Source organism: Pseudomonas sp. LB3P81 (genome assembly GCF_054897965.1).
Genome location: NZ_JBUBVG010000001.1, coordinates 613,396 through 636,669 on the forward strand (window position 1 = coordinate 613,396; position 23,274 = coordinate 636,669).

17 protein-coding genes are annotated in these 23,274 nt (G+C 59.1%); 8 read left to right on the plus strand and 9 right to left on the minus strand.

Going from position 1 to position 23,274, the window contains the following annotated elements; all coding sequences use genetic code 11:
• Positions 1-221 precede the first annotated feature (221 nt).
• Together ACYZTL_RS02815 and ACYZTL_RS02820 are read left to right on the plus strand one after the other, a co-directional pair.
• Positions 222-446, plus strand: coding sequence for a YgdI/YgdR family lipoprotein (locus ACYZTL_RS02815; RefSeq protein ID WP_461950488.1), 225 nt, complete (start codon positions 222-224; stop codon positions 444-446).
• 301 nt (positions 447-747) lie between these two features.
• Positions 748-1,404: a hypothetical protein gene (locus ACYZTL_RS02820; protein ID WP_461950489.1), complete on the plus strand. Its 657-nt coding sequence runs from the start codon at positions 748-750 to the stop codon at positions 1,402-1,404.
• A gap of 43 nt (positions 1,405-1,447) precedes the next feature.
• Here ACYZTL_RS02820 and ACYZTL_RS02825 read toward each other — a convergent pair whose 3' ends face one another.
• The 4 genes from ACYZTL_RS02825 to ACYZTL_RS02840 form a co-directional block, all read right to left on the minus strand.
• Positions 1,448-2,533 carry a polyamine ABC transporter substrate-binding protein gene (locus ACYZTL_RS02825; protein ID WP_461950490.1) on the minus strand — a complete coding sequence of 362 codons (1,086 nt, stop codon included), beginning with the start codon at positions 2,531-2,533 and terminating at the stop codon, positions 1,448-1,450.
• Positions 2,534-2,594: 61 nt separating this feature from the next.
• The gene (locus ACYZTL_RS02830) at positions 2,595-2,936 is read right to left on the minus strand and encodes a cupin domain-containing protein (protein ID WP_262166214.1); all 342 of its coding nucleotides are present in this window, start codon (positions 2,934-2,936) and stop codon (positions 2,595-2,597) included.
• A gap of 30 nt (positions 2,937-2,966) precedes the next feature.
• Complete coding sequence (locus ACYZTL_RS02835) at positions 2,967-4,373, minus strand: NAD(P)/FAD-dependent oxidoreductase (protein WP_461950491.1); 1,407 nt, start codon at positions 4,371-4,373, stop codon at positions 2,967-2,969.
• 50 nt (positions 4,374-4,423) lie between these two features.
• Entirely contained in the window at positions 4,424-5,239 is an 816-nt protein-coding gene (locus ACYZTL_RS02840; RefSeq protein ID WP_461950492.1) for an AraC family transcriptional regulator, read from the minus strand.
• 262 nt (positions 5,240-5,501) lie between these two features.
• On the opposite strand from ACYZTL_RS02840, the gene ACYZTL_RS02845 reads away from it, so the two are divergent.
• Positions 5,502-5,774 (plus strand): DUF1652 domain-containing protein, encoded by a 273-nt coding sequence (locus ACYZTL_RS02845; protein ID WP_461950493.1) that lies wholly within the window; start codon positions 5,502-5,504, stop codon positions 5,772-5,774.
• 153 nt (positions 5,775-5,927) lie between these two features.
• Here ACYZTL_RS02845 and ACYZTL_RS02850 read toward each other — a convergent pair whose 3' ends face one another.
• A complete protein-coding gene (locus ACYZTL_RS02850; protein ID WP_461950494.1) occupies positions 5,928-8,399 on the minus strand; it encodes a UvrD-helicase domain-containing protein in 2,472 nt (823 codons plus the stop codon).
• A 237-nt stretch (positions 8,400-8,636) separates the two neighbouring features.
• On the opposite strand from ACYZTL_RS02850, the gene ACYZTL_RS02855 reads away from it, so the two are divergent.
• Positions 8,637-9,332, plus strand: coding sequence for a pirin family protein (locus ACYZTL_RS02855; protein WP_461950495.1), 696 nt, complete (start codon positions 8,637-8,639; stop codon positions 9,330-9,332).
• Positions 9,333-9,440: 108 nt separating this feature from the next.
• Here ACYZTL_RS02855 and pgm read toward each other — a convergent pair whose 3' ends face one another.
• The 4 genes from pgm to ACYZTL_RS02875 form a co-directional block, all read right to left on the minus strand.
• Positions 9,441-11,087 carry a phosphoglucomutase (alpha-D-glucose-1,6-bisphosphate-dependent) gene (gene pgm / locus ACYZTL_RS02860; protein ID WP_461950496.1) on the minus strand — a complete coding sequence of 549 codons (1,647 nt, stop codon included), beginning with the start codon at positions 11,085-11,087 and terminating at the stop codon, positions 9,441-9,443.
• Between the two features lie 110 nt (positions 11,088-11,197).
• Positions 11,198-12,598 carry an aminotransferase-like domain-containing protein gene (locus tag ACYZTL_RS02865; RefSeq protein ID WP_461954241.1) on the minus strand — a complete coding sequence of 467 codons (1,401 nt, stop codon included), beginning with the start codon at positions 12,596-12,598 and terminating at the stop codon, positions 11,198-11,200.
• The gene (locus ACYZTL_RS02870; protein ID WP_461950497.1) at positions 12,595-14,064 is read right to left on the minus strand and encodes a hypothetical protein; all 1,470 of its coding nucleotides are present in this window, start codon (positions 14,062-14,064) and stop codon (positions 12,595-12,597) included. The genes ACYZTL_RS02865 and ACYZTL_RS02870 overlap by 4 nt, the downstream gene beginning before the upstream one ends.
• Before the next feature lie 765 nt (positions 14,065-14,829).
• Entirely contained in the window at positions 14,830-15,852 is a 1,023-nt protein-coding gene (locus tag ACYZTL_RS02875; RefSeq protein WP_461950498.1) for a zinc-dependent alcohol dehydrogenase family protein, read from the minus strand.
• A 269-nt stretch (positions 15,853-16,121) separates the two neighbouring features.
• Between ACYZTL_RS02875 and ACYZTL_RS02880 the strand changes: the two genes are divergently transcribed.
• The 4 genes from ACYZTL_RS02880 (at position 16,122) to ACYZTL_RS02895 (ending at position 23,228) form a co-directional block, all read left to right on the plus strand.
• Positions 16,122-17,039 carry a LysR family transcriptional regulator gene (locus tag ACYZTL_RS02880; protein ID WP_461950499.1) on the plus strand — a complete coding sequence of 306 codons (918 nt, stop codon included), beginning with the start codon at positions 16,122-16,124 and terminating at the stop codon, positions 17,037-17,039.
• Positions 17,040-17,348: 309 nt separating this feature from the next.
• Positions 17,349-18,602, plus strand: coding sequence for a multidrug efflux RND transporter periplasmic adaptor subunit MexE (gene mexE, locus ACYZTL_RS02885; RefSeq protein ID WP_461950500.1), 1,254 nt, complete (start codon positions 17,349-17,351; stop codon positions 18,600-18,602).
• Between the two features lie 16 nt (positions 18,603-18,618).
• On the plus strand, positions 18,619-21,810 hold the full coding sequence (locus tag ACYZTL_RS02890; protein WP_461950501.1) for an efflux RND transporter permease subunit: 3,192 nt from the start codon (positions 18,619-18,621) through the stop codon (positions 21,808-21,810).
• Positions 21,807-23,228, plus strand: a complete 1,422-nt coding sequence (locus ACYZTL_RS02895; RefSeq protein ID WP_461950502.1) for an efflux transporter outer membrane subunit — start codon at positions 21,807-21,809, stop codon at positions 23,226-23,228. The genes ACYZTL_RS02890 and ACYZTL_RS02895 overlap by 4 nt, the downstream gene beginning before the upstream one ends.
• Positions 23,229-23,274 lie beyond the last annotated feature (46 nt).

Below are 23,274 nucleotides of genomic sequence, written 5' to 3' on the forward strand. Positions count from 1 at the left end.
GAAAACAGGGCCATGGGGAACGAGTACTGGTTATGCGCACAGATACCAGCAACGCCCTGTCCGGTGCAAACGGAAAAGGATAAGCGGCGACGTGATCCGAAAATATTTCAATGCCCCGTCGAACTTTCCGCGGATCCGTCGTACCAACCGCGTTAGAGGTACAGTGACGATTGAAGGATTCGAAGCAGTCGCGCTGTTTTTTTGGAGGATGAGAGGTGGTTATGAATATCAAGACTCTGGGTTTACCCCTGGCAGTGGCGGCCTTGCTGGCCCTGGCTGGTTGCTCGACGCCAACGGTGGTGACCCTGCAGAACGGCACCCAGTATTTGACCAAGGACATGCCGAAAGCCAATACCAAAGAAGGCTTTTACGAATTCGAAGATATTTCCGGGACGAAAGTGAAGGTCAAGGTTGATGACGTGGCCACGGTTCGCAAGGAAGACTGAGGACCGCGTTATCGTTCTTCGCGAGCAAGCCCGCTCCCACAGGGTTGGCGTGCATCCTGTGGGAGCGGGCTTGCTCGCGAAGAGGCCAGCAGGCACCGAATCACCTTCGGGAAATCACAATCCCCACTCCAGAAACACTGTCCAGCCTACCCCAACCGGCGTTATCGTTCCTCCCGAGCCCTCCTCGATGTGGCAGGTTTCGCACACTGCCTTAAACTGCGATACGGCCCATGTAAACGAATGACGATGCATGGTTCCCATCGCACCACGGGACTCACGAAATGATCCGGGTGAAGCCGACATGAAAATGGTCACGCCCTTTTTGGCCGCTCTCATCGCCGCCAGCGCGTGCGCGGCAACGAACCTTTGCGCAAATGCCGAGACTTCTACGGTCCTGGCAACCAGCTTCGATTGCGCCACGGCCAGCGCAACCGTCGAGAAGCTGATCTGCCGCACCCCACAACTGAAGCAGATGGATATTGAACTGACGCGCCTGTATCGCTTGGCGCTCACGGACGATCATTCGGTGCCGCGTCCTGACAAAGTCGAGATCGAACAGCGGTTCTGGGTCGACGCCCGCAATCAGTGCTCTGCCGGGGCAGATCCCAAGGCCTGCACGATCCGCAGTTATGCCGAGCGTGCGCATCAGCTTCGTCAGGGCTCGGCGATTGCGCGAACCAAGGATCCGAGCAGACTCACCGATGGCCCCGTAGCCTTCCGTTGCGCAGGGTTCAACGCGTTGATTGCCGCCACTTTCTTCAATGTCGAGCCGCGCGTGGTGTACCTGAAATGGGCGAATACCTCTGTCACCCTTATCCAGGTACCGAATGATTTCGCAACCCAATACAACGGCAAGGATTACCGGGGGAACTACAGCTTCTGGCAAAACGGCATCGAGGCCTTTTTCCAGATGCCGGGATCGGGGCGAATGAGTTGTACGAACGAGCCGATCGGCTGATTGCGCCACGGGACATCCTGTCCCGATGGCTTGATTCCGCCTGTCAGCTGCCGGTGCGAATCTTGTTCCACACCCGCGTCCGAATCCGGTCTACATTCAGCGGCATCGCTTCCAGAGCAAACAATTTCCCCATCATTTCCGGGCTCGGGTAGACCTTGGTGTCGTTCTTGATCGCCGGGTCTATCAGGCTGTCAGCCTGTTCGTTGCCATTGGCGTAATGCACGTAGTTGCTGATGCTGGCCATGACGTCCGGGCGCAGCAGGTAGTTCATGAAGGCGTAACCGGCTTTTCCGTCCGGGGCATCGGCGGGCATGGCAACCATGTCGAACCAGATGGCGGCGCCTTCCTTGGGAATCGCGTAGCCGATGTCCACACCGTTCTTGGCTTCCCTGGCGCGGTTTTCGGCCTGAAGGATGTCGCCGGAGAAACCGACCGCCACGCAGATGTCACCGTTGGCAAGGTCGCTGGTGTACTTGGAGGAGTGGAAATAGCTGACGTAAGGCCGGACTTTCATCAGCAGCGCTTCAGCCTTTTTGTAGTCTTCCGGGTTCTTGCTGTGATGCGGCAGGCCCAGGTAGTTCAGCGCCGCCGGGAGCAATTCCGGGCCATTGTCGAGGATCGCCACGCCGCACTTCTGCAGTTTGGCCATGTTCTCGGGCTTGAAGATCAGGTCCCAGGAATCCACGGGCGCGTTATCGCCCAATGCCGCTTTGACCTTGGCGATGTTGTAGCCGATGCCGGTGCTGCCCCACAGGTACGGGAAGCCGTGCTCGTTGCCCGGATCGTTGGCCTGCAACGCTTTGAGCAAGACCGGATTCAGATTTCTCCAGTTCGGCAACTGGCTCTTGTCGAGCTTCTTCAGCGCGCCGCCCTGAATCTGCCGGGCCATGAAGTGGTTGGACGGGAACACCACGTCGTAGCCGGATTTACCGGTCATCAACTTGCCGTCGAGGGTTTCGTTGCTGTCGTAGACGTCGTAGCTGAAGCCGATGCCGGTTTCTGTCTGGAAGTTTTTGGTGGTGTCCGGTGCGATGTAGTCCGACCAGTTGTAGATCTTGACGGTTTCGGCCGCGTGGCTGAGGGACACGACGAGCGCCAATGGGGCCAGTGCCAGGGTCTTTCGGATCATGAGTGGATTCCTGTGTGGGTTATTTTTGTTTTTATTGAAGGGCCGGCAGGCAATCAGAGGATCAAAAAATCAACACGTAGGTCTTACGCACGGTTTCCTGGATGTCCCAGATACCGAGGCTGTTGGCTGGCAGCATCAGTGCGTCGCCGGCTTCTATGTGGAGGGTTTCACCGTCGTCTGGGGTGAAGGTGCAGCGCCCCTGGATGAAATGACAGAATTCCTGGGCAACGATCTGCCGGCGCCAGCGACCGGGGGTGCATTCCCAGACGCCGGTTTCGACGCCATCGTCGCGCTCGACGCTGGTGGTGGATGCCACCGCCACGGGTGTGCCCAGCGGCACGGCGACCGGGTTCGATTCGTCCAGCTTCAGGGTTGCGGTGTTCTTGAATTGCGTGATGCTCATGGGAGTACCTGTCGATGTAGAGAGCGCCGATTACTGCATGAAACCTTCCATGAACCCGGCAACCCCGCTGGCCAGTTTGCGTCGCCAAGGCGCAGTGGCAGGGTTGGCCAGGGTCTGGTCTTCGAGGACGAAGCTGCGGATGATCGCGTTGTAGCCGAGCCAGCGGCAGGGTTCCGGTTCCCAGGCTTTGAGCGCACCGAGACCGCCTTGAGGAATGACCCATGGCTGGTGAACCAGCCCGGTGTCACGTTGCAGGATCAGATCGGCCAGAGTCCGTCCGCCCAGGTTGCTGGCACCGACGCCCTCCCCGCCATAACCGCCGGACAAGGCGATACCGCTGGCCTGATCACACAACATGTGCGGCTTGAACCGTCGGGACATACCCAGGTTGCCGCCCCAGCCGTGGGTGATGCGTACGTTCTTGAGTTGCGGGAACAGCTCGCCGAAGAGGTAACGGCGCAGCTCTACTTCGCTGCTGGTCAGGTCGAAGTCATGGCGCAGTTTGCCGGCGAACTGATAGCCGCCCCGTGCGCCGAACACCAGGCGGTTATCCGCCGTACGCTGACCGTAAGTGACCTGACGGCTGCTTTCGCCGAACGCCTGGCCGCGACTCAGGCCGATTTCGTCCCAAGTCGCCGCGGACAGCGGCTCGGTCGCCACAATCAAGCTTTGCACCGGCAATTGATAACGACCCAACGGTGGCAGCGTAGTCGCGTAACCTTCTACCGCCGGAACGATCCAGCGACTGCGCACGGCGACTTTCGCCGTACGCAGGCTGCCCGATTGCCAGTGGCTGACCGGACTGTTTTCGTAAATCCTGACGCCCATGCTCTCCACCGTCCGGGCCAGGCCTCGCACCAGTTTTGCCGGGTGAAGGGTTGCAACGTGCGGTGCATAGATACCGCCATAAGGCTTGGCAATTCTGATCTGTTGCGCCAACTGCTCCGGGCTGAGCCAGCGGTAATCGCTTTCGGTCAGGCCCTGTTGATAGAGCTTGTCCAGATAGCGCCGCAGGCTGGCTTCCTGTTCCGGATAGCGCGCCGCGCAATACAGCGCCCCGCCTTTGCGATAGTCGCAGTCGATACCTTCACGTTCGAGGACAATTTCGACTTCATCCGGAATGCTGTGCAGGAGATCGTAAGAGGCACGACGCTGTTCGGCCGTTAGATCGGCCAGCAAGCGGTCTTCGCCGAGGATGTTGCCCATCAGCCAGCCACCGTTGCGTCCCGAGGCACCAAAACCGGCGGTCTGCGCTTCAATGATGGCGATGTCCAGGCCCGGCGCCAGGCGTTTGAGGTAGTACGCGGTCCAGAGTCCGGTGTATCCCGCGCCAATGATGGCGACGTCGACGTCCAGATCCTGCTCCAACGCCGGACGCGCCAACAACGCCTCGTCGAGTTGGTCCATCCACAAACTGATAGTGCGCCACGCCGGCATGCAAGACTCCGCCACTCAAACTTCGATGGCGTTGATCCTAGTGCGTGGGCTCAGAGGCTGTCTTGCGCGCGTGCACGCAAAGAAATTTGTTTGGCGTAGGCCTTCGGCGACAGGCCGGTGTGCTGACGGAAGCAGCTGTAGAACGCCGACAGCGAATTGAAGCCGGCGGCAAACGCCAGTTCATCAATCCGCAGTGGCGGCGTGGCGGTGTCCAGCGCTACGAGCAGATGCTGCAACCGCGCCTGGTTAACGTAGCGATAGAAACTCTGGCCCAGCACCTGATTCAGCAGATAGGAAATCTGATTGCGACTGTAGCCGCACTCCTTCGCCACCCGTTGCAGGTCGAGCTCGGGATTCAGATAGGGCTGCTGACGCTGGAAATACTGTTGTAGGTCTTCAGCCATGAAACTCAGCTGACGCGGTGATAACCCGAGTCGGCTGGCGGCCGGCCGCTGATTGTTGGCGGTTTTGCTGACGGGCCGCTCATAGACCAGCGAGGCGTATTCATTGACCCGCCAGATCAGCCCGTCGCGCACGGTAATCGCTTCACTGGCGCGAAATGACACCAACCCTTCACCGCCGCGCAGGGTGATGCGGTATTGAATGAATGCCGTATTGCCGTCCAGTCGAATGCGGTCCGAGTGTTCCAGCGCCTCATCGGGATCGCGCGGCATGCTGCTGCGCACGTACTCGCGCAACTCGTCCAGCCCCATCACACGGTTCTGGAAAAAATCGTTGTATTGAACATCCGGGTGATAAAGCGCAATGACCCCGTCCAGGTCCCGGTGTTTCCAGCGCAGGTGATAGCGCATGACCGTCTCGCGCGTGGCCTGGGTTTGCAGCGGACCATCATCATCGGCGGGCATAAAGGTCTCGATGGGAAAAAAGCGAGCTTGCCGAAATTCAGCCCCGGCTTCAACGTTGATCCAATACCGGCCCTTTGCCTAACTTCCGTGGTGCTGGGACCTGAATCAAAAAAAACTCAACCAATCGCTAATCGGCGTCAAAAATCCACATTAAATTCACATCCAGATGCTACTTTTAAGGGCAGTCACCGGTTGAGCCAATGAAGGCTCTCCCTCCTAACATGAGCTAACGGAAGCGCTCGATGAAAAAGGCGGGCAACATATGAATAAAGGGTTCAGTAAGGTCACCTTTCCAAATGCCTGCCAGCTGATGCGCTGGCATTTTCATCCCATGGGTTTTGAGGCGAGCATGGACGCACCGGGCAGCATGATCGCCCGTCTGTTTGACCGCGCCAGTGGCGAGACCATGATCGCCATTGCCGGTATTCCGTGCGCAACGGTCATGAATGCCGCGGATGTGGAACGAATAATCGAAGCGGTGGAGGATGAGCTTGAGTCCTTCATTCCACCGGCGACCCTCAGGAGTTATGCCTGAAGGTTGAAGCGCATTTGCAATAAAAAGCCCACATTTTGTGGGCTTTTTTTGTGATGAAAAGATCGCAGCCTCGTTTCACTCGACAGCTCCTACAAGGGATTGCGGATACCTGTAGGAGCTGTCGAGTGAAACGAGGCTGCGATCTTTCAAGGCTTACGCCGATGTCTTGCCTGCACGATGATCGGCAAAAAACGCCTTGCCCTTGCCAACCCGGTCGGAAGCCTTGGGCATGTTCGCCGCCTGAGTGTCCTGACCGTCGACATACCAGTAGCAATGGCTCACCGCCCGCGTGATGCCGACATACGCCAGCCGCAAGATTTCGTCTTTCTGTGAGTTGTCATAAGCCTCGTTGTCGCCAGGCTTGCCGAGACCGGCCATGCGGTAGACCTGATTCTTGTAAGGCGAACTGGTCAGGTGTTGACAATCCCCCAGCAGGAATACGGCATCAGCCTGAAGGCCTTTGGCGCTGTGGTAGGTCAATTGCTTCAGCCGCCGGCTTTCGTACGGCAAGCTAGAATCCACATTAACTACAGACTGAATATGCTCTTCTATCAACGACTTATCGCTGCCTTTTCGATAAAGCATCAAGATTGAATCACCCTTTCTGTAGTGCTCCATCAGGCGTTTGGCCATGCCCTGATCGTCCCGATCCAGCACATTGACCGGAAGCAGCGATTTGGGCTCGCCGCTGGCCTTGGCCTTTTTCCCGGCGATGGCCGGCGCAGCGCGGACGATGTGTTCCGCCGCATCGATGATGTGCTGATGGCTGCGATAGTTGTCACTGAGCATGACTTTGGTGGTGCTCGGCGACGGGAATTCCTTGTTGAACTCCATGAAATACGTTGGCGAACTGCCGCGCCATCCATAAATGGACTGCCAGTCATCGCCCACGCAGAGCAGCGACGAACGCTGGGCGCCGCGACCGACGTGCATGGCCGGGCCGCGACTGCGAATTTCGGCCAGACTGGCCCGAATCCAGGAGACGATCTGCGGTGATACGTCCTGAAATTCGTCGATCATCAAGTGCGACAGCGGTCGCAGCAATTCATCACTCAGCAGTTTCTGGTTTTCCGGCGAGTGCTCGCTGAACAAGGCAAACATGCGGTTGTAGGTCATCACTGGCGGCTTCTGATCCAGCAGATGATCTTCCAGAGCACGCCAGTAAAGGCTCAGGGCTTCGAAGAAAAAACGGTCCGGGTCGTCCTTGGCAAAACTCATCTGGCCAACCGCGCCTGGAACATCCAGACCCAGGTTCTCGATAAACCCGGCCGCCGCGACGAAACAGTCGAGCAACGGCGCGGAACCAAGTTCGCCTTTGACCTTGTAATCGAACCCCGGCCCGGCGCTGGCATCCCCTGCCAGTGAGGCCAAAACCCGTTTGGATGATTCATAACTATCTATCCATATCAATGGCTTACGACAGAAAGCTTGAAACAGTGTTCGCTTTACAGCCCACTCCGCGCGAACGCTGAGCTTGGCATTTGCGCGACTGACCTGGTTTTCCCGCGGATCGAATCCCAGCACCACCCACGCATCGAGGCTCGGAATATAGCCATGGCAGTGAAAGGTCGATCCATTGATATCAAACGACTGACGATTGGGCTCGATACCCTTGATCGGCCAGGCACCGGCGCGAAACCACAGATCTTCGATGAAATCGCACAGCTCTTCATCACGCTTGGCGGCCAGTTCGGTCACGGCCATGCGCTTTTGCACGTCCGGGTGATCCCTTTCCAGTTCCTTTAGCTGCAAGGCATGGCGGGATAATGGCTTGATCAGCTCGCGGAAACGTTCATCGCGGGTGTGCAGGCTGTGATAACAGGCATTGAGTTGCTGACGTTGGGCGTCATTGATACGCAAGTCGAACGGATTGCTGTCGGCTTCCTCATCGCCATTTTGTGAGCGGTGACTGAGGTTTTCGAAGGCTTGCAGCCTTTCGAAGCCCGGTAGGCTGCGCACCATTGGCAGGATTCGTGAGTGGAAGGTGCGTACCAGATCCCGCGCTTCTTTCAAGCTGAGTGTCCGGCCCCAGAGCGCAAACAGCTCGATCAGCTTATTGATGAAGTCCTTGCGCGACTCACGTGTAAACGTAACCACGGTCATCGAATCGAGCTCGAAGCCCAGATAGTGGGTCAGCAGCAATATACGCAGCACCAGGGTGGTGGACTTGCCCGCACCCGCGCCGGCGATAACCGAGGTCGATGGCGTGTCGCTGAAGATCATCTTCCACTGCGCAGCACTGGGTTGGGCATGGGGTGGCAGCAGCCGGGCGACGTCGGCCTTCATGCGCTTTTTCAAGTCGGCACTCAATGGCAGGCGCCAATCATCGAACAGGTTGTCGTCGACGTTGGGTGGGCGGTGTTCGGTCGAGCGCGAATCGCGGATCAGCAACACCTGCCGACCTTCCTCCAACCCTTCGAGCTTGCCTTCCTTATAGCCATAATCCACGCCCGCGCTGTGGCCACTACGGAAGCCATCGGCCTGACCATGCAGCCATGACGCACGGTGTTGCGCGCGCAGCCGGGTCAGGCCATGGCCGAAGAACCGGGCTGCAAGACGCTTGAGCAGCGGCATCTCGGCCAAGGGACGAAGTTCAGGAGGAAGATCGGGGGTGTGTTGCGGCACGCGGGCTGACTCCAGGGTGTGAGGCTGTTGAGGGCTATGGTGTCTGCATTTGCCGTTCAGTTCTAGTGAAATGCTTACAGATCATTGGCTTATGCGATGAAGTGAAGGCTGGGTGAGAATGTTTCGAGGTTATTTGATATCAATGTATTCGATGGTATTGAGGCATTTTTTACGCTTTTTATCGATCAGTGCCTGATGGATGATGCTCGCCATCAAAACCCATTTCAGGAGACGATCATGCTCGAACTCAGACCTTTCAACTCCCTGGGCGGCGCCCACCATGGCTGGTTGGATGCCCATCACCACTTTTCGTTCGCCGAGTACCACGACCCCAAACGCATGAACTGGGGCAACCTGCGGGTGTGGAACGACGATGTGATTGCCTCAGGCACCGGGTTCCCGAAACATCCACACCGGGACATGGAGATCATCACTTACGTTCGTGAAGGCGCGATTACCCACGAAGACAACCTTGGCAACAGGGGCCGCACCGAAGCGGGCGACGTTCAGGTCATGAGCGCCGGCACCGGGATTGCCCACAGTGAGTACAACCTGGAAGCCACCGAAACCAAAATCTTCCAGATCTGGATCATCCCGAACGAAACCGGCCTGGCACCGTCGTGGGGCGCCAAGCCGTTCCCTAAAGGTCAGCGTGAAGGCTTCGTGACGCTGGCGAGCGGCAAGAGCGGCGACGACCAAAGCCTGCGGATTCGTGCAGATGCGCGACTGGTGGCGGCGAACCTGAAGGCCGGCGAGTCTGCCGAGTATCGGCTGGACAACGGCCGTCGTGCTTACCTGGTGCCGGCGACGGGTGTCATTGAAGTCAATGGGTTGCGTGCACAAGCTCGAGACGGTGTAGCGGTGGTCGATGAGCAGGTGTTGCGGGTGACGGCGGTTGAGGACAGTGAGATTGTCTTGGTAGACCTGGCTTGATGTTGTAAACGCCGGATATGCAAAAGGGGCGAACCTTGATGGTCGCCCCTTTTTTGCATGCTGTTAATTGTGGCGAGGGAGCTTGCTCCCCCGCCACAGGGCCCTCGATCACTTCGCAGAAATTGCGCCATCCACGAGGGTTTGAGCCTCTGCCACCAACTGTTTCAGATGTTCGTCACTAACGAAACTCTCGGCGTAAATCTTGTAGATGTCCTCCGTGCCCGACGGACGCGCCGCGAACCAGCCGTTCTCGGTCATGACTTTCAGCCCGCCGATGGCCTGGTCGTTGCCCGGCGCATGGCTGAGGATGCTCTGGATCGCTTCGCCCGCCAGTTGGGTCGAGGTGACCTGCTCCGGCGACAACTTGCTCAGCAGCGCTTTCTGTTGCGGATTGGCCTTGGCATCGACCCGCACCGAGAACGGTTCGCCCAGTTCGTCGGTCAACGCGCGGTAAGCCTGGCTTGGGTCACGACCGGTACGAGCGGTCATTTCTGCAGCCAGCAGCGCCGGGATTAAACCGTCCTTGTCAGTACTCCAGACACCGCCGTCCTTGCGCAGGAACGACGCGCCGGCGCTTTCTTCGCCGCCGAAGCCCAGCGAGCCGTCGAACAGACCGTCCGCAAACCATTTGAAACCGACCGGCACTTCGTACAGACGACGGCCCAAACGCTTGGCCACACGATCGATCAAGCCGCTGCTGACCACGGTTTTGCCCACGGCCGCATCGGCGCGCCATTGCGGACGGTTCTGGAACAGGTAGTCGATCGATACCGCCAGGTAACTGTTCGGTGCCAGCAACCCTCCCGACGGGGTCACGATGCCATGGCGGTCGTGATCCGGATCGCAGGCGAACGCCACGTCAAAGCGCTCTTTCAGGCCGATCAGGCCTTGCATCGCGTGACTGGATGACGGGTCCATGCGGATCTGGCCATCCCAGTCGACCGTCATGAAACGGAAAGTCGGATCGACCTGCTTGTTCACCACTTCCAGGTCCAGCTTGTAATGCTCGGCAATCGCCGACCAGTAGCGCACCCCTGCTCCGCCCAGCGGATCAACGCCCAGACGCAGCTTGGCATCGCGAATGGCATCGAAGTCGATCACATTGATCAGGTCGGCAACATAGGTGTTGAGGAAATCATGACGATGGGTGGTGCTGGCATTCAGCGCCTGTTCGTAGCTGATGCGTTTGACGCCGGTGAGCTTGTTGCCCAGCAGTTCGTTGGCCTTGGCTTCGATCCACTTGGTGATGTGGGTATCGGCCGGACCACCGTTGGTAGGGTTGTATTTATAGCCACCGCTTTGCGGCGGGTTGTGGGACGGCGTGATGACGATACCGTCCGCCAGCCCGGACGTGCGGCCGCGGTTGTAGCAGAGAATGGCGTGGGAAATCGCCGGTGTCGGGGTGTATTCGTCACCTTCGGCAATCATGACCGTCACGCCGTTGGCCGCCAATACTTCGAGGGCGCTGGCGCCAGCCGGAGTAGACAGCGCGTGGGTATCGATGCCGACGAACAGCGGCCCGTCGATGCCCTGGGCTTCGCGGTACAGGCAGATTGCCTGGCTGATCGCCAGGACGTGCCACTCGTTGAAACTCAGGTCGAACGAGCTGCCCCGGTGCCCGGACGTGCCGAAAGCGACGCGCTGGGTGGAGATGGCGGCATCGGGCTGGCCGGTGTAATAGGCCGTGACCAGTCGCGGGATGTCGACCAACAATTCTGCCGGTGCCGGTTTGCCCGCAAAAGGACTGAGTGTCATGCAAAACCTCTGGAATAGAGTGGTTCAGGAATAGGGGCGCAGTTTACTGGCAGTTTGACCGCAACGCGATGGGATCGATCCACCGGCACAGAGGATGTTATCGACCGCGTTCAGTCCATCGACTCCAATCGCAAGGCATCCCCCAGCCGGCTCAATGCAGCACCGATGTCATGATCTCCGCCGAAAGCATGACTCAGGCGCAAGTGCTGCGTGTACAGGCCCTGCAGACTGAACAACTCCCCCGGCGCAATCACCACATGATGCTTGAGCAGTCGCTGGAACACTCGACGCATATCGACCTGACGCAGTGAGCGTGCCCAGATCGTCGCCCCGCCTTGAGGCTCGACGACATGCAGCGCGTCACCCAGACGCTCCTGCAATATCTGCGTCATGTGCACCTTGCGATCCTTGAGCAACCTGCGCAGCACCTGAAGATGCTGATCGATCCGGCCATTGCCGTACAAACGGGCAATGGCTTTCTGGCGAATCGGCGACAAGCGGAATGAGCGTAGCAGAAAGTGGCGCTGCAATTGCTCGCTGAAATGCCGCGAAAGCAGATAGCCGTAGGGCGCTTCCGGACCGATGACTTTCTCGAACGTGGAGAACACGATCAGCCGGCCGGGGTCGAGCAGGTCACGGAATCGCAAGCCGCCAGGCTCGAATTCGAGCTCACCGTAACAGTCGTTTTCCAACACCCAACTGCCATGCTGCTCCAGCAACTGCGCAATGGCTTGTCGATTGTCGTCGGGCGGCAGACTGCCCCGCAGGGCGCTCAATCCCGACGACAGCATCACCAGGCGCACCGGCCGGGTTTCCAGCAGTTCCTTGAGTCGCTCGGCGTCCAGGCTGCCATTGGCTTGCACCGACCATTCGATCACTTGAACGTCCGCCGCCTCAAGCAGGCGCAGAATCGTCCAGTCACATGGCGACTCGACCACCACGGCGGCCTCCTTGAGACCCAGTACGGCGATCAATATTTCCAGGACACCGCGCAAGTCTGCGCCGACATAGACGTCATCGGCATGCCAACAGCGCACCGGCGACGTGGTGTAACGTGCCGCGAGGGCGGTGCGAAGTTCGAGCTCGCCGCAAGGTTGTGAAGGCAGTTGTGGTTGACGCGGGTACTGGCGCAGCAGTTCGCGCTCCAGCAGCAACAACGGACTGTCGAGGGGCTGCAGCAACGCCGGCTCATCAGCGCTGAGGACCAGCATGCCCGGCCGCCGTGCACTGACATAGACGGTTTCGAGCAGGTCGTTGCCACTGCCGGGCATATTGATCGAGGACACCGGCAACGCGTAATAGCCGGACTTGGCCACCGAATAGACACGCCCTTCTTTCTCCAGCAGCGAATAAGCGTACTGAATGGTCGAGATCGACACGCTCAGACGGTTAGCCAACTGGCGTAACGATGGCAAGCGCACACTCGCGTCGCTGACCGGCTCGTTGATCAGGTGGGTCAAGTATCGGTACACCGCCTGATAGGCAAAGTCGGTCTCGCGAGGTCCTTTCAATGTCCCGCTGACCATTCACCCGCCACCGCAGCATCGTGATCATAGTCCGCGCCGTCGGATTCCCCGTCAGTCACCCTGCCCTCGACGCCAGGCACCGGCCCCATGCGGTACAGCTTGCCGATCAGGCTGACGGGCAGCCCGCTGACATCAACCATCCATTGGGCAATCTGTTCCGGCACCGGATTGCCCTGCATCGCCCGGTGCAAGTCAGGCATCGCGACCAGCATGCCCGGGTGGCACTGACGCAGAAAACGCTCAAGCCGGGCACCGTTTTCGACAAAAGGCGCGAAGAGCAGGCACACCAACTGCGCCTCGTTCAACCCGAGGTTTTTCTGCGCCTCCGCCGCTGCCAGTGCGCGCTGATCGGACACCCCCGTCGGGTTGCCAAAGGCCTCCACGGCTTGTTCGCACAGACGCTCCGGTAGTCGCTTGCGACGCATCATCACCAAGGCTCGCTGCAAGTATTCGGCGACACCCGACTCATAGCTGTGACCGTGCACGAAGCACGCTTGCAACCCCCGGACATGGGCAGAGATCGACGGGGTGACGAATTCGTTGTCGCTGAGCTGTGCCGAGAGTTCGTCAGGTTGAAAGCCCAGAAACTCGGTGAGCAGCGGCCATCGCTCTTCCCGGTTGCTGACCAGCATGTCGTGAATGTCGATGAACGTGGTGCGACGGCAGGCTTCAAACTGTTCGGCCGGACGCCATTGCGCCTGGTCATGCCCGGCATAAAACGTGCGGTAACAATCGCTGCCGAGTTCATCGAGCACTGCAAACAGCTCTTCAAAGCCTGTTCCGGGATGATTCGACGTCTTGAGCCCGGCCTTCGCGGCGGCCCGCTTCAAGCCCTCGATAAACTGTTTCTGCTGACGCAGCGTATCGCTGCTGATCAATGCATCGACGCCGCTGTTCCACCGGGCAATTTGTCCAACGAACTCGCCAGTGGCCAGATATCCGTCGTCCCACAGATCGATCGACCCTTCCAAGGTCCGACGATGCCCCACCATCAGCAGATTGAGTCGATTGGCTTCGCGGCCCGCCTCCGAAATCGGCGCCAGGTGCCTGAACGGCAAAACCTCCCGATTATCGACCATCAGCACTTCGACCCTGGGATCGTCGTAGAGGAACAAAGCACTGCCGGTGCGATGAATGTTGTCTTGAGCCGACGAACTGAGGCCGTTCATGCGCAATGAAGCTACGCGCAACTGGAACGTGGCAGGTGCCCTGCCGGCAATACTCAGCTGCGCGGCGCGCAGCAGCGCCAAGGTGTAGCAACTGTCCCGGGACCCGGACTGGATGGCCAGCACCTTGTAATCGCCAATGCACTCCATACCACCGGCGGTGACCACCAACCGCTGAATCATCAGCTGCAATGCCGTGCGTTCGGCCCGGGAAAAGAAACTCAGTAAACGTTGCAGCATTTGCTGATAGACATAATTCATCGCCTGATCATGGATACGGGTCATCTTAATTTACCTGATGCTTGTAAGTTCAATATGCGCAAACAACGATATGCAGTGCGCAAACAGATTGCCTGCCACACATGAAGTGCTGGGCGTTATTGCCAAATGCTAGCACTTAAGCTTTGCGTAGTTATTTGAAATGCCTGGACAGTGCGAGCATCGTGACCAAAGGCAGCTCGCCGCAAAGCCCCGTAATACCGGAGCTCCGGGGCTGCGCGATATATCCTAGGAAATGTCCGACAGAGTCCCACAGACATTTAGCACAAGAAATAAAGAAAGAAGTCGCACAGGATTGTTTGGCAACTGCGAAATGAACAACGGTTTGTCGGGAAAATATTAACGATGTGCGTTGAAAAGTATCAAACCGATACCCAGCCATGACTCTTTCCTTGAGATGAAAGTAATCATTCAATTATCAGGGCTTAAATGGCGATTAGAAGATACAGATCGAGAGCAAAAACCAGTTCAGTTGCTGAACTGCCCCCCCATCGGCAGGGACGTCTCATGTTTTCAGAAGGCAATAAAAAAGTCCGTGCAGGCACGTAATGCTGTTCACTTAAGCGCGCTCTTGGGTCGTGCATACCTTTGTGGCGAGCGAGCTTGCTCGCGCTGGGTTGCGTAGCGGCCCCAAAAATCTGACAACCATTGCCGACTTTGTGAGTGCTACGCACTCAAGCGGGAGCAAGCTCCCTCGCCACAGGTTTCTCTGATTCAAGACTCTCTTAAGTGAACAGCATTACGTGCCTGCACGGACTTTTTCATGGGCTGTTACGCAGGTTCGACCTGCAGGGCGACCCGTTCGCGGCATGGGCATTCGTCCATGTAGCGGTGTGCTTCGACAAACTCGGAAAACGGGAAGACCCGAGTCTTGAGCGGCAGCAGAACGCGATCGGCGGTCAGTTGATTGATGTCGCGCAAGGCACGTTGCAGTGCGACCTGGTCCTGAACGATGCCCAGTTCCGGCTTGCCGGTGAAGTTGCCGATGCAGTGCACAAAGAACTGAATGTTCTTCTGGAACGCTGCGCAGGCCGGGAACGGCGTCTGGTTGCCACCCTGCAGGCCATACAGAACCAGGCTGCCGCGCGGTGCCAACACGTCGCCGAGCAGCGACATCTGTGGGCCGCCCAAGCCATCGAACACCACGTCCACACCACGGTTGTCGGTGATCTTGTTGATCCGCATCAGCAGATCTTCTTCTTCGGTGACGATGACCTTCTCGGCACCCAGTGACAGCAGGTATTCACGCTCTTCCGCTGTCTTGGTAGCGGCAATCACCCGTACACCCAAGGCTTTGCCCAGTTGCACGAACGAAGGCCCGGCGCAGTGGCTGGCGTCAGTCACCAAGGCAAACTGCCCAGGCTTGACCCGTGCCAGATCGGCATAGGCAAAGTAAGCAATCAATAGCGGCGTGTAATGCACCGCTGCTTCAATCGGACTCAGCACGTCCGGATAGCGGGTCAGTGCCGAGCGTGGCAAAACGATCTGCTCGCCATAGACCGGATAGTCGTTCGGGCTTTCAGCCGGGAAACTGGCGACCTTGTCACCCACTGCCAGATCATCGACGCCCTCGCCGACCGCCGTCACGACGCCAGACATTTCATGGCCGAGGCCTGAAGGCAGACGAGCGTGGGACGAGGCCAGGTTCTGGCGCCAGAGAATGTCGTACCAACTGATGCCAATCGCCTCGACGCGCACCTGCACTTCGCCCGGCGCAGGGAGAGCGGCCGCATGCTCTTCGCATTTGAGCACCTCGGCTGGACCAAACTTGTGAAAACGGATCGTGCGGGACATCGCAAACCTCGTCAAAGAAACCTCTAATGCCCTGAACTCTATCTGGGCTTTCTACCCAAGACTATCAGTGGCTATTAATAGTCGACATGCCTGTCATTGATTCCGCAGCGCCGGCGACATCTCCTAATGTCGTAAGAAACCGAAGCAGCCTTTGTAGGAAAACTGAATTACTCGGTGCAGAGTAGCAGTCTTTGCCCGTAATATTCATGCCGGCCATTGTTCTCAAATGGCCGCTCTCGTCAAGCTTGATGACTCTGCCAGGACTCCAGATGAATCGTAATGACCTGCGTCGTGTCGACCTGAACCTGTTGATCGTGTTCGAAACATTGATGCACGAACGCAGTGTGACCCGCGCTGCGGAGAAATTATTCCTCGGCCAGCCCGCCATCAGTGCGGCACTCTCGCGCCTGCGCGGGCTGTTCGATGACCCGTTGTTCGTGCGCACCGGCCGCAGCATGGAGCCGTCCGCCCGGGCCGTGGAGATCTTCGCCCTGCTCTCGCCTGCCCTGGACTCGATTTCCACCGCCGTCAGCCGTGCGGCGGAATTCGATCCGGCGACCAGCACCGCGGTGTTTCGCATTGGTCTGTCGGACGATGTCGAGTTCGCGTTGCTGCCGATGCTGCTCAAGCGCCTGCGCGCCGAATCACCGGGGATTGTGCTGGTGGTGCGGCGGGCCAACTACATCCTGATGCCGAGCCTGCTGGCCTCGGGAGAGATTTCAATCGGCGTCAGCTACACCGCCGACCTGCCGGCCAACGCCAAGCGCAAGGTGCTACGCCGCAGCCTGCCGAAGGTGTTGCGCGCCGATACCGTGCCGGGGCCGTTGAGCCTCGACGACTTCTGCGCGCGCCCTCATGCACTGGTGTCGTTTGCCGGCGACCTGAGCGGCTTTATAGATGAAGAACTGGAGAAGCTCGGACGCAAACGCCATGTGGTGCTCGCGGTGCCGCAGTTCAATGGGCTGAGTACGCTGATCAGCGGCACTGATATTGTCGCCACCGTGCCGGATTACACGGCTGAAGCGCTGACGGCAGCCGGTGGCGTGCGGGCTGAAGATCCGCCATTGCCGGTGCGCAGCTTTGAGTTGCACATGGCGTGGCGTGGGTCGCAGGACAATGATCCCGGTGAGCGCTGGTTGCGGTCGCGGATTCAGATGTTCTTTGGGGATCCGGACAGTCTGACCTGATCTTGATTTTTTGTTGGGGCTGATAGCCCCTTCGCGGGCAAGCCCGCTCCCACAGTGAATCGAGTACTCCTGTGGGAGCGGGCTTGCCCGCGAATGCCGCGACTCGGTTTCAACCCAATCCTTTGCATTCCCCGCAACACAGAATTACCGTCAAACACGTTGATCGCTTTCTAACCTGAGGTGCATGCTAGAGGGCTCGCTTTGAACTTATATCATTCCGAATGATAGTTACCTTCGCTTCATTCGATTCGTGCGATACCACCCCGCCAAGCATCATCCGCCCATCTCAATACATTGGCGGATGCATCCATGGAACAGTCACTCAAACATTTGCGCTTCCCCTTGGCCATGTTGGCCGTGCTGGTGATGAGCGCTTGCGGCAAGGCTCCGGAGTCTGCCGCGACCATGCCTGCGGCGAAAGTCAGTGTCGCCAAGGTGCTGGAACAACCGGTCAACGAGTGGGACGAATTCACCGGGCGCCTTGAGGCGCCGGAAACGGTAGAAATTCGTCCACGGGTCTCCGGCCAGATCGATGACGTTGCCTTCACTGAAGGCGCGCTGGTCAAGAAAGGTGACCTGCTGTTCCAGATCGACCCACGCCCTTTCCAGGCTGAGGTCCGCCGCCTCGAAGCGCTGGTTGCCCAATCCCGTGCCAATGCCACCCGCAGCGAAAATGAAGCCCAGCGCGGTGAACGTCTGCGCACCAGCAACGCGATTTCCGCTGAACTGGCCGATTCGCGCACCAGCGCTGCACAAGAAGCCCGCGCCGCTGTCGGCGCTCTTCAGGCGCAACTGGACCTGGCAAAACTGAACCTGAGTTTCACCCGCGTCACCGCGCCAATCAGCGGTCGTGTCAGCCGTGCGGAAATCACCGCCGGCAACCTGGTGACCGCCGATACCACCGCGCTGACCAGCGTGGTCTCCACCGACAAGGTTTACGCCTACTTCGACGCCGACGAGCGTGTGTTCCTCAAGTACACCCAGCTCGCTCGCCAGGGCAAACGCGGCGCCACCACCCCGGTTTACCTCGGGCTGTCCAACGAAGACGGCAACCCGCACCAGGGCGTGATGAACTTCGTCGACAACCAGGTCAACCCGAAAACCGGCACCATTCGTGGTCGCGCGGTGTTCGACAACACCGACGGCACCTACACCCCTGGCCTGTATGCCCGCCTGAAACTGGTCGGCAGCGGCACCTACTCCGCCGTGCTGATCAACGATGAAGCGGTCGGTACTGACCTGGGTAAAAAATTCGTGCTGGTGATGGATGCGGACAACAAGACTGCGTACCGCGCCGTCGAGCTGGGTCCGAAAATCGAAGGTCTGCGCATTGTGCGCAACGGCCTGAACAAGGACGACACGATCATCGTCAAGGGCCTGCAACGGGTACGTCCCGGTTCGCCAGTCACCCCTGAAGTGATCCCGATGGCCAGCGAGCAAACCCTCGCGGCACTCGCACAACAACGACAAGCGCTGGAAGCCAGCAACCTGCCCCAAGTCGCACCTGCCAAGGTCGCGCCGGGTTCGGTTGTGAAACTGGCTGCTGCGACTCCACGCGGTTAAGGGAGCAACAACTGCGATGAATTTTTCCCAATTCTTCATTTCACGGCCGATCTTTGCAGCGGTGCTGTCGCTGCTGATCCTGATCGCCGGCGCCATCTCGCTGTTCCAGTTGCCGATCAGCGAATACCCGGAAGTCGTGCCACCGACCGTTGTGGTCCGTGCCAACTTCCCGGGCGCCAACCCAAAAGTCATCGGTGAAACCGTGGCCGCTCCACTGGAGCAAGCCATCACCGGCGTCGAGAACATGCTGTACATGTCCTCGCAGTCCACCGCTGACGGCAAGATCACCCTGACCATCACCTTTGCGCTGGGCACTGACCTGGACAACGCACAGGTGCAGGTGCAGAACCGCGTGACCCGCACCGAGCCGAAACTTCCAGAAGAAGTGACGCGTATCGGTATCACCGTGGACAAGGCGTCGCCCGACCTGACCATGGTTGTGCACTTGACCTCGCCGGACAAACGCTACGACATGCTGTACCTGTCCAACTACGCCTTGCTCAACATCAAGGATGAGCTGGCGCGTCTGGGCGGTGTCGGTGATGTGCAACTGTTCGGTATGGGCGACTACTCCCTGCGGGTGTGGCTCGACCCGAACAAGACCGCTTCGCGCAATCTGACCGCGACCGATGTGGTCACGGCGATTCGTGAACAGAACCGTCAAGTCGCTGCCGGTGCATTGGGTGCGCCTCCTGCGCCGAATGCCACTGCGTTCCAGTTGTCGGTCAACACCCAAGGTCGTCTGGTTTCTGAAGAAGAGTTCCAGAACATCATCATTCGCTCCGGCGAAAACGGTGAAATCACCCGTCTGAAAGACATCGCGCGCGTCGAGCTGGGTTCCAGCCAGTACGCCCTGCGTTCCTTGCTGAACAACCAGCCGGCGGTGGCGATCCCGATCTTCCAGCGTCCGGGTTCCAACGCGATCGAAATCTCCAACGAAGTGCGCGACAAGATGGCGGAGCTGAAGAAGAGCTTCCCGGAAGGCATGGACTTCAGCATCGTCTATGACCCGACGATCTTCGTGCGCGGTTCCATCGAAGCGGTGGTTCACACCCTCTTCGAAGCGCTGATCCTCGTTGTTCTGGTAGTGATCCTGTTCCTGCAAACCTGGCGCGCCTCGATCATTCCGTTGGTGGCGGTGCCCGTATCGCTGATCGGTACGTTTGCGGTCATGCACCTGTTCGGCTTCTCGCTGAACGCCTTGTCACTGTTCGGATTGGTTCTGGCCATTGGCATCGTGGTGGACGACGCCATCGTGGTGGTGGAAAACGTCGAGCGAAACATCGGACTCGGGCTGACACCGGTCGAAGCGACCAAGCGTGCCATGCGTGAAGTGACCGGCCCGATCATCGCCACGGCGCTGGTGCTGTGTGCGGTGTTTATCCCGGCGGCGTTCATCTCCGGGTTGACCGGGCAGTTCTACAAACAGTTCGCCCTGACCATTGCGATCTCGACGGTGATCTCGGCCTTCAACTCGCTGACCCTGTCGCCCGCACTGGCCGCTGTGTTGCTCAAAAGCCATGACGCACCGAAAGACCGTTTCTCCAGGGTGCTGGACAAGATCTTCGGTGGCTGGTTGTTCCGTCCGTTCAACCGTTTCTTTGACAAGGCCAGCCACACTTACGTCGGCACGGTAGGCCGGGTTATCCGCAGCAGCGGTATCGCCCTGCTGTTGTACGCAGGCCTGATGGTGCTGACGTTCTTCGGTTTCTCCAGCACCCCGACCGGTTTCGTACCCGGCCAGGACAAGCAATACCTGGTGGCTTTCGCGCAACTGCCGGACGCTTCGAGCCTGGACCGCACCGAAGATGTGATCAAACGCATGTCCGACCTGGCCCTGAAACAGCCAGGGGTGGAAAGTGCCGTCGCGTTCCCGGGCCTGTCGATCAACGGGTTCACCAACAGCCCGAACGCCGGTATCGTGTTCGTGACCCTGAAACCATTCGACGAGCGTAAAGACCCGAGCATGTCCGCCGGTGCGATTGCCGGTGCATTGAACGGCCAGTTCGCCGGGATTCAGGAAGCCTACATGGCGATCTTCCCGCCACCGCCGGTACAAGGCCTGGGCACCATCGGTGGTTTCCGCCTACAGATCGAAGACCGGGGCAACCTGGGTTACGACGAACTGTACAAAGAAACCATGAACATCATCACCAAGAGCCACAACGTGCCGGAACTGGCCGCCCTGTTCACCAGCTACACCGTGAACGTGCCGCAGGTCGATGCCGCCATCGACCGGGAAAAAGCCAAGACCCACGGCGTGGCCGTCAGCGACATCTTCGACACCCTGCAGATCTACCTGGGTTCGCTGTATGCCAACGACTTCAACCGCTTCGGTCGTACCTATCAGGTCAACGTTCAGGCTGAACAGCAGTTCCGCCTCGAGCCGGACCAGATCGGTCAGCTGAAAGTGCGCAACAACAAAGGCGAGATGATCCCGCTGGCGACCTTCATCAAGGTCAGCGACACCTCGGGCCCGGACCGCGTGATGCACTACAACGGCTTCATCACCGCTGAAATCAACGGCGCGGCAGCCCCAGGCTACAGCTCCGGCCAGGCTCAGGCGGCCATCGAGAAACTGCTCAAGGAAGAACTTCCGAACGGCATGACCTACGAATGGACCGACCTGACCTACCAGCAGATTCTGTCCGGCAACACCGCACTGTTCGTGTTCCCGCTCTGCGTATTGCTGGCGTTCCTGGTGCTCGCGGCGCAGTACGAAAGCTGGAGCCTGCCTCTGGCGGTGATCCTGATCGTACCGATGACTCTGCTGTCGGCCATCACCGGCGTGATTGCTTCGGGCGGCGACAACAACATCTTCACCCAGATCGGCTTGATCGTACTGGTGGGACTTGCGTGCAAGAACGCGATTCTGATCGTCGAGTTTGCCAAGGATAAACAGGAAGAAGGTCTCAACCCGCTGGATGCAGTTCTGGAAGCTTGCCGTCTGCGTCTGCGTCCGATCCTGATGACCTCCTTCGCGTTCATCATGGGTGTGGTGCCACTGGTGTTCTCCAGCGGTGCCGGTGCCGAAATGCGTCATGCCATGGGTGTGGCGGTGTTCTCCGGGATGCTCGGGGTGACCTTCTTCGGTCTGTTGCTGACGCCAGTGTTCTACGTGTTGATTCGTAATTTCGTGGAGCGAGCAGAGAAGCGCAAAGCGGCCAAGGCGCCGAAACTGGACAAGCAACTGGAGGCGCAACAATGAGTCTGAAAGCCTTCCTGCCGAGCCTGCTGGCACTGGCCCTGAGCGCCTGTGCCGTCGGCCCGGATTACAAGACCCCGGCCACCGAACCGGCCAACATCACCACCGCCACCGATGGCGCTGCCGGTCAGAAAAACTTCGACCGTTCTCGTTTCGAAGGCATCTGGTGGCAGCAGTTTGAAGACCCGACCCTCAACCAGTTGGTGACGCAATCCCTGCAAGGCAACCGTGACTTGCGCGTCGCCTTCGCTCGCTGGAAAGCGGCCCGGGCGATCCGCGATGACGTCAGCAATGACGCCATGCCGACCATCACCAGCCGCGTCAGCAGTGATCTGGGCAAAGGTCAGATTCCCGGCCAGACCACCAAACGGGTCAATAGCGAACGCTATGACCTGGGTCTGGACATGGCCTGGGAACTGGACCTGTTTGGTCGTATCCAGCGCAACCTGGAATCCAGCGACGCCGAGCAGCAAGCGGCCGAAGCCGATCTGTACCAGCTGCAAGTCACCATGATTGCCGAACTGGTGGACGCCTACGGTCAATTGCGCGGTGCGCAACTGCGGGAAAAGATTGCCCTGGCTAACCTGAACAACCAGCAGGAATCGCGCAAGATCACCGAAAGCCTGCGTGATGCCGGTGTCGGCGATCAGCTCGATGTGGTCCGCGCCGATGCACGCCTGGCGGCCGTCGAAGCCAGCGTGCCGCAGTTGCAGGCTGAACAGGTTCGGCAGAAAAACCGTATCGCCACCCTGTTGGGCGAGCGTCCGGACAAGCTGACGGTGGACCTGAGCTCGAAAGATTTGCCAGCGATTGCCAAGGCGCTGCCGATCGGTGATCCGGGTGAACTGCTGCAGCGCCGTCCGGACATTCTCAGCGCTGAACGCAAACTGGCGTCGGCCACGGCGCGTATCGGTGTGGCCAAGGCGGACCTGTTCCCGCGGGTCAGCCTCAGTGGCTTCCTCGGCTTTACCGCCGGGCGTGGTTCGCAGATCGGTTCCTCGGCGGCCAACGCCTGGGCACTGGGCCCGAGCATCACCTGGGCAGCGTTTGACCTGGGCAGCGTCCGTGCTCGGTTGCGCGGTGCCGACGCGGATGCCGAAGGCGCACTGGCGACCTACGAGCAGCAAGTGCTGCTGGCCCTGGAAGAGTCGGAAAACGCCTTCAGCGATTACGGCAAACGCCAGCAACGCCTGATTTCGCTGATTCGTCAGAGCGAATCAAGCCGCGCAGCAGCCGACCTGGCGGAAATTCGCTACCGCGAAGGCTCGTCGGACTTCCTCGTCCTGCTCGATGCCCAGCGCGAACGTCTGGCGGCGGAAGACACCCAGGCCCAGGCTGAAGTCGATCTGTATCGCGGCATCGTCGCGATCTACAAGGCCCTTGGTGGCGGCTGGCAACCAGAGACGGTTGCCAGCAAGTAACGCACTAACGAACTCCTTTGGTTGGCCGCAACCAACCAGATTTTTT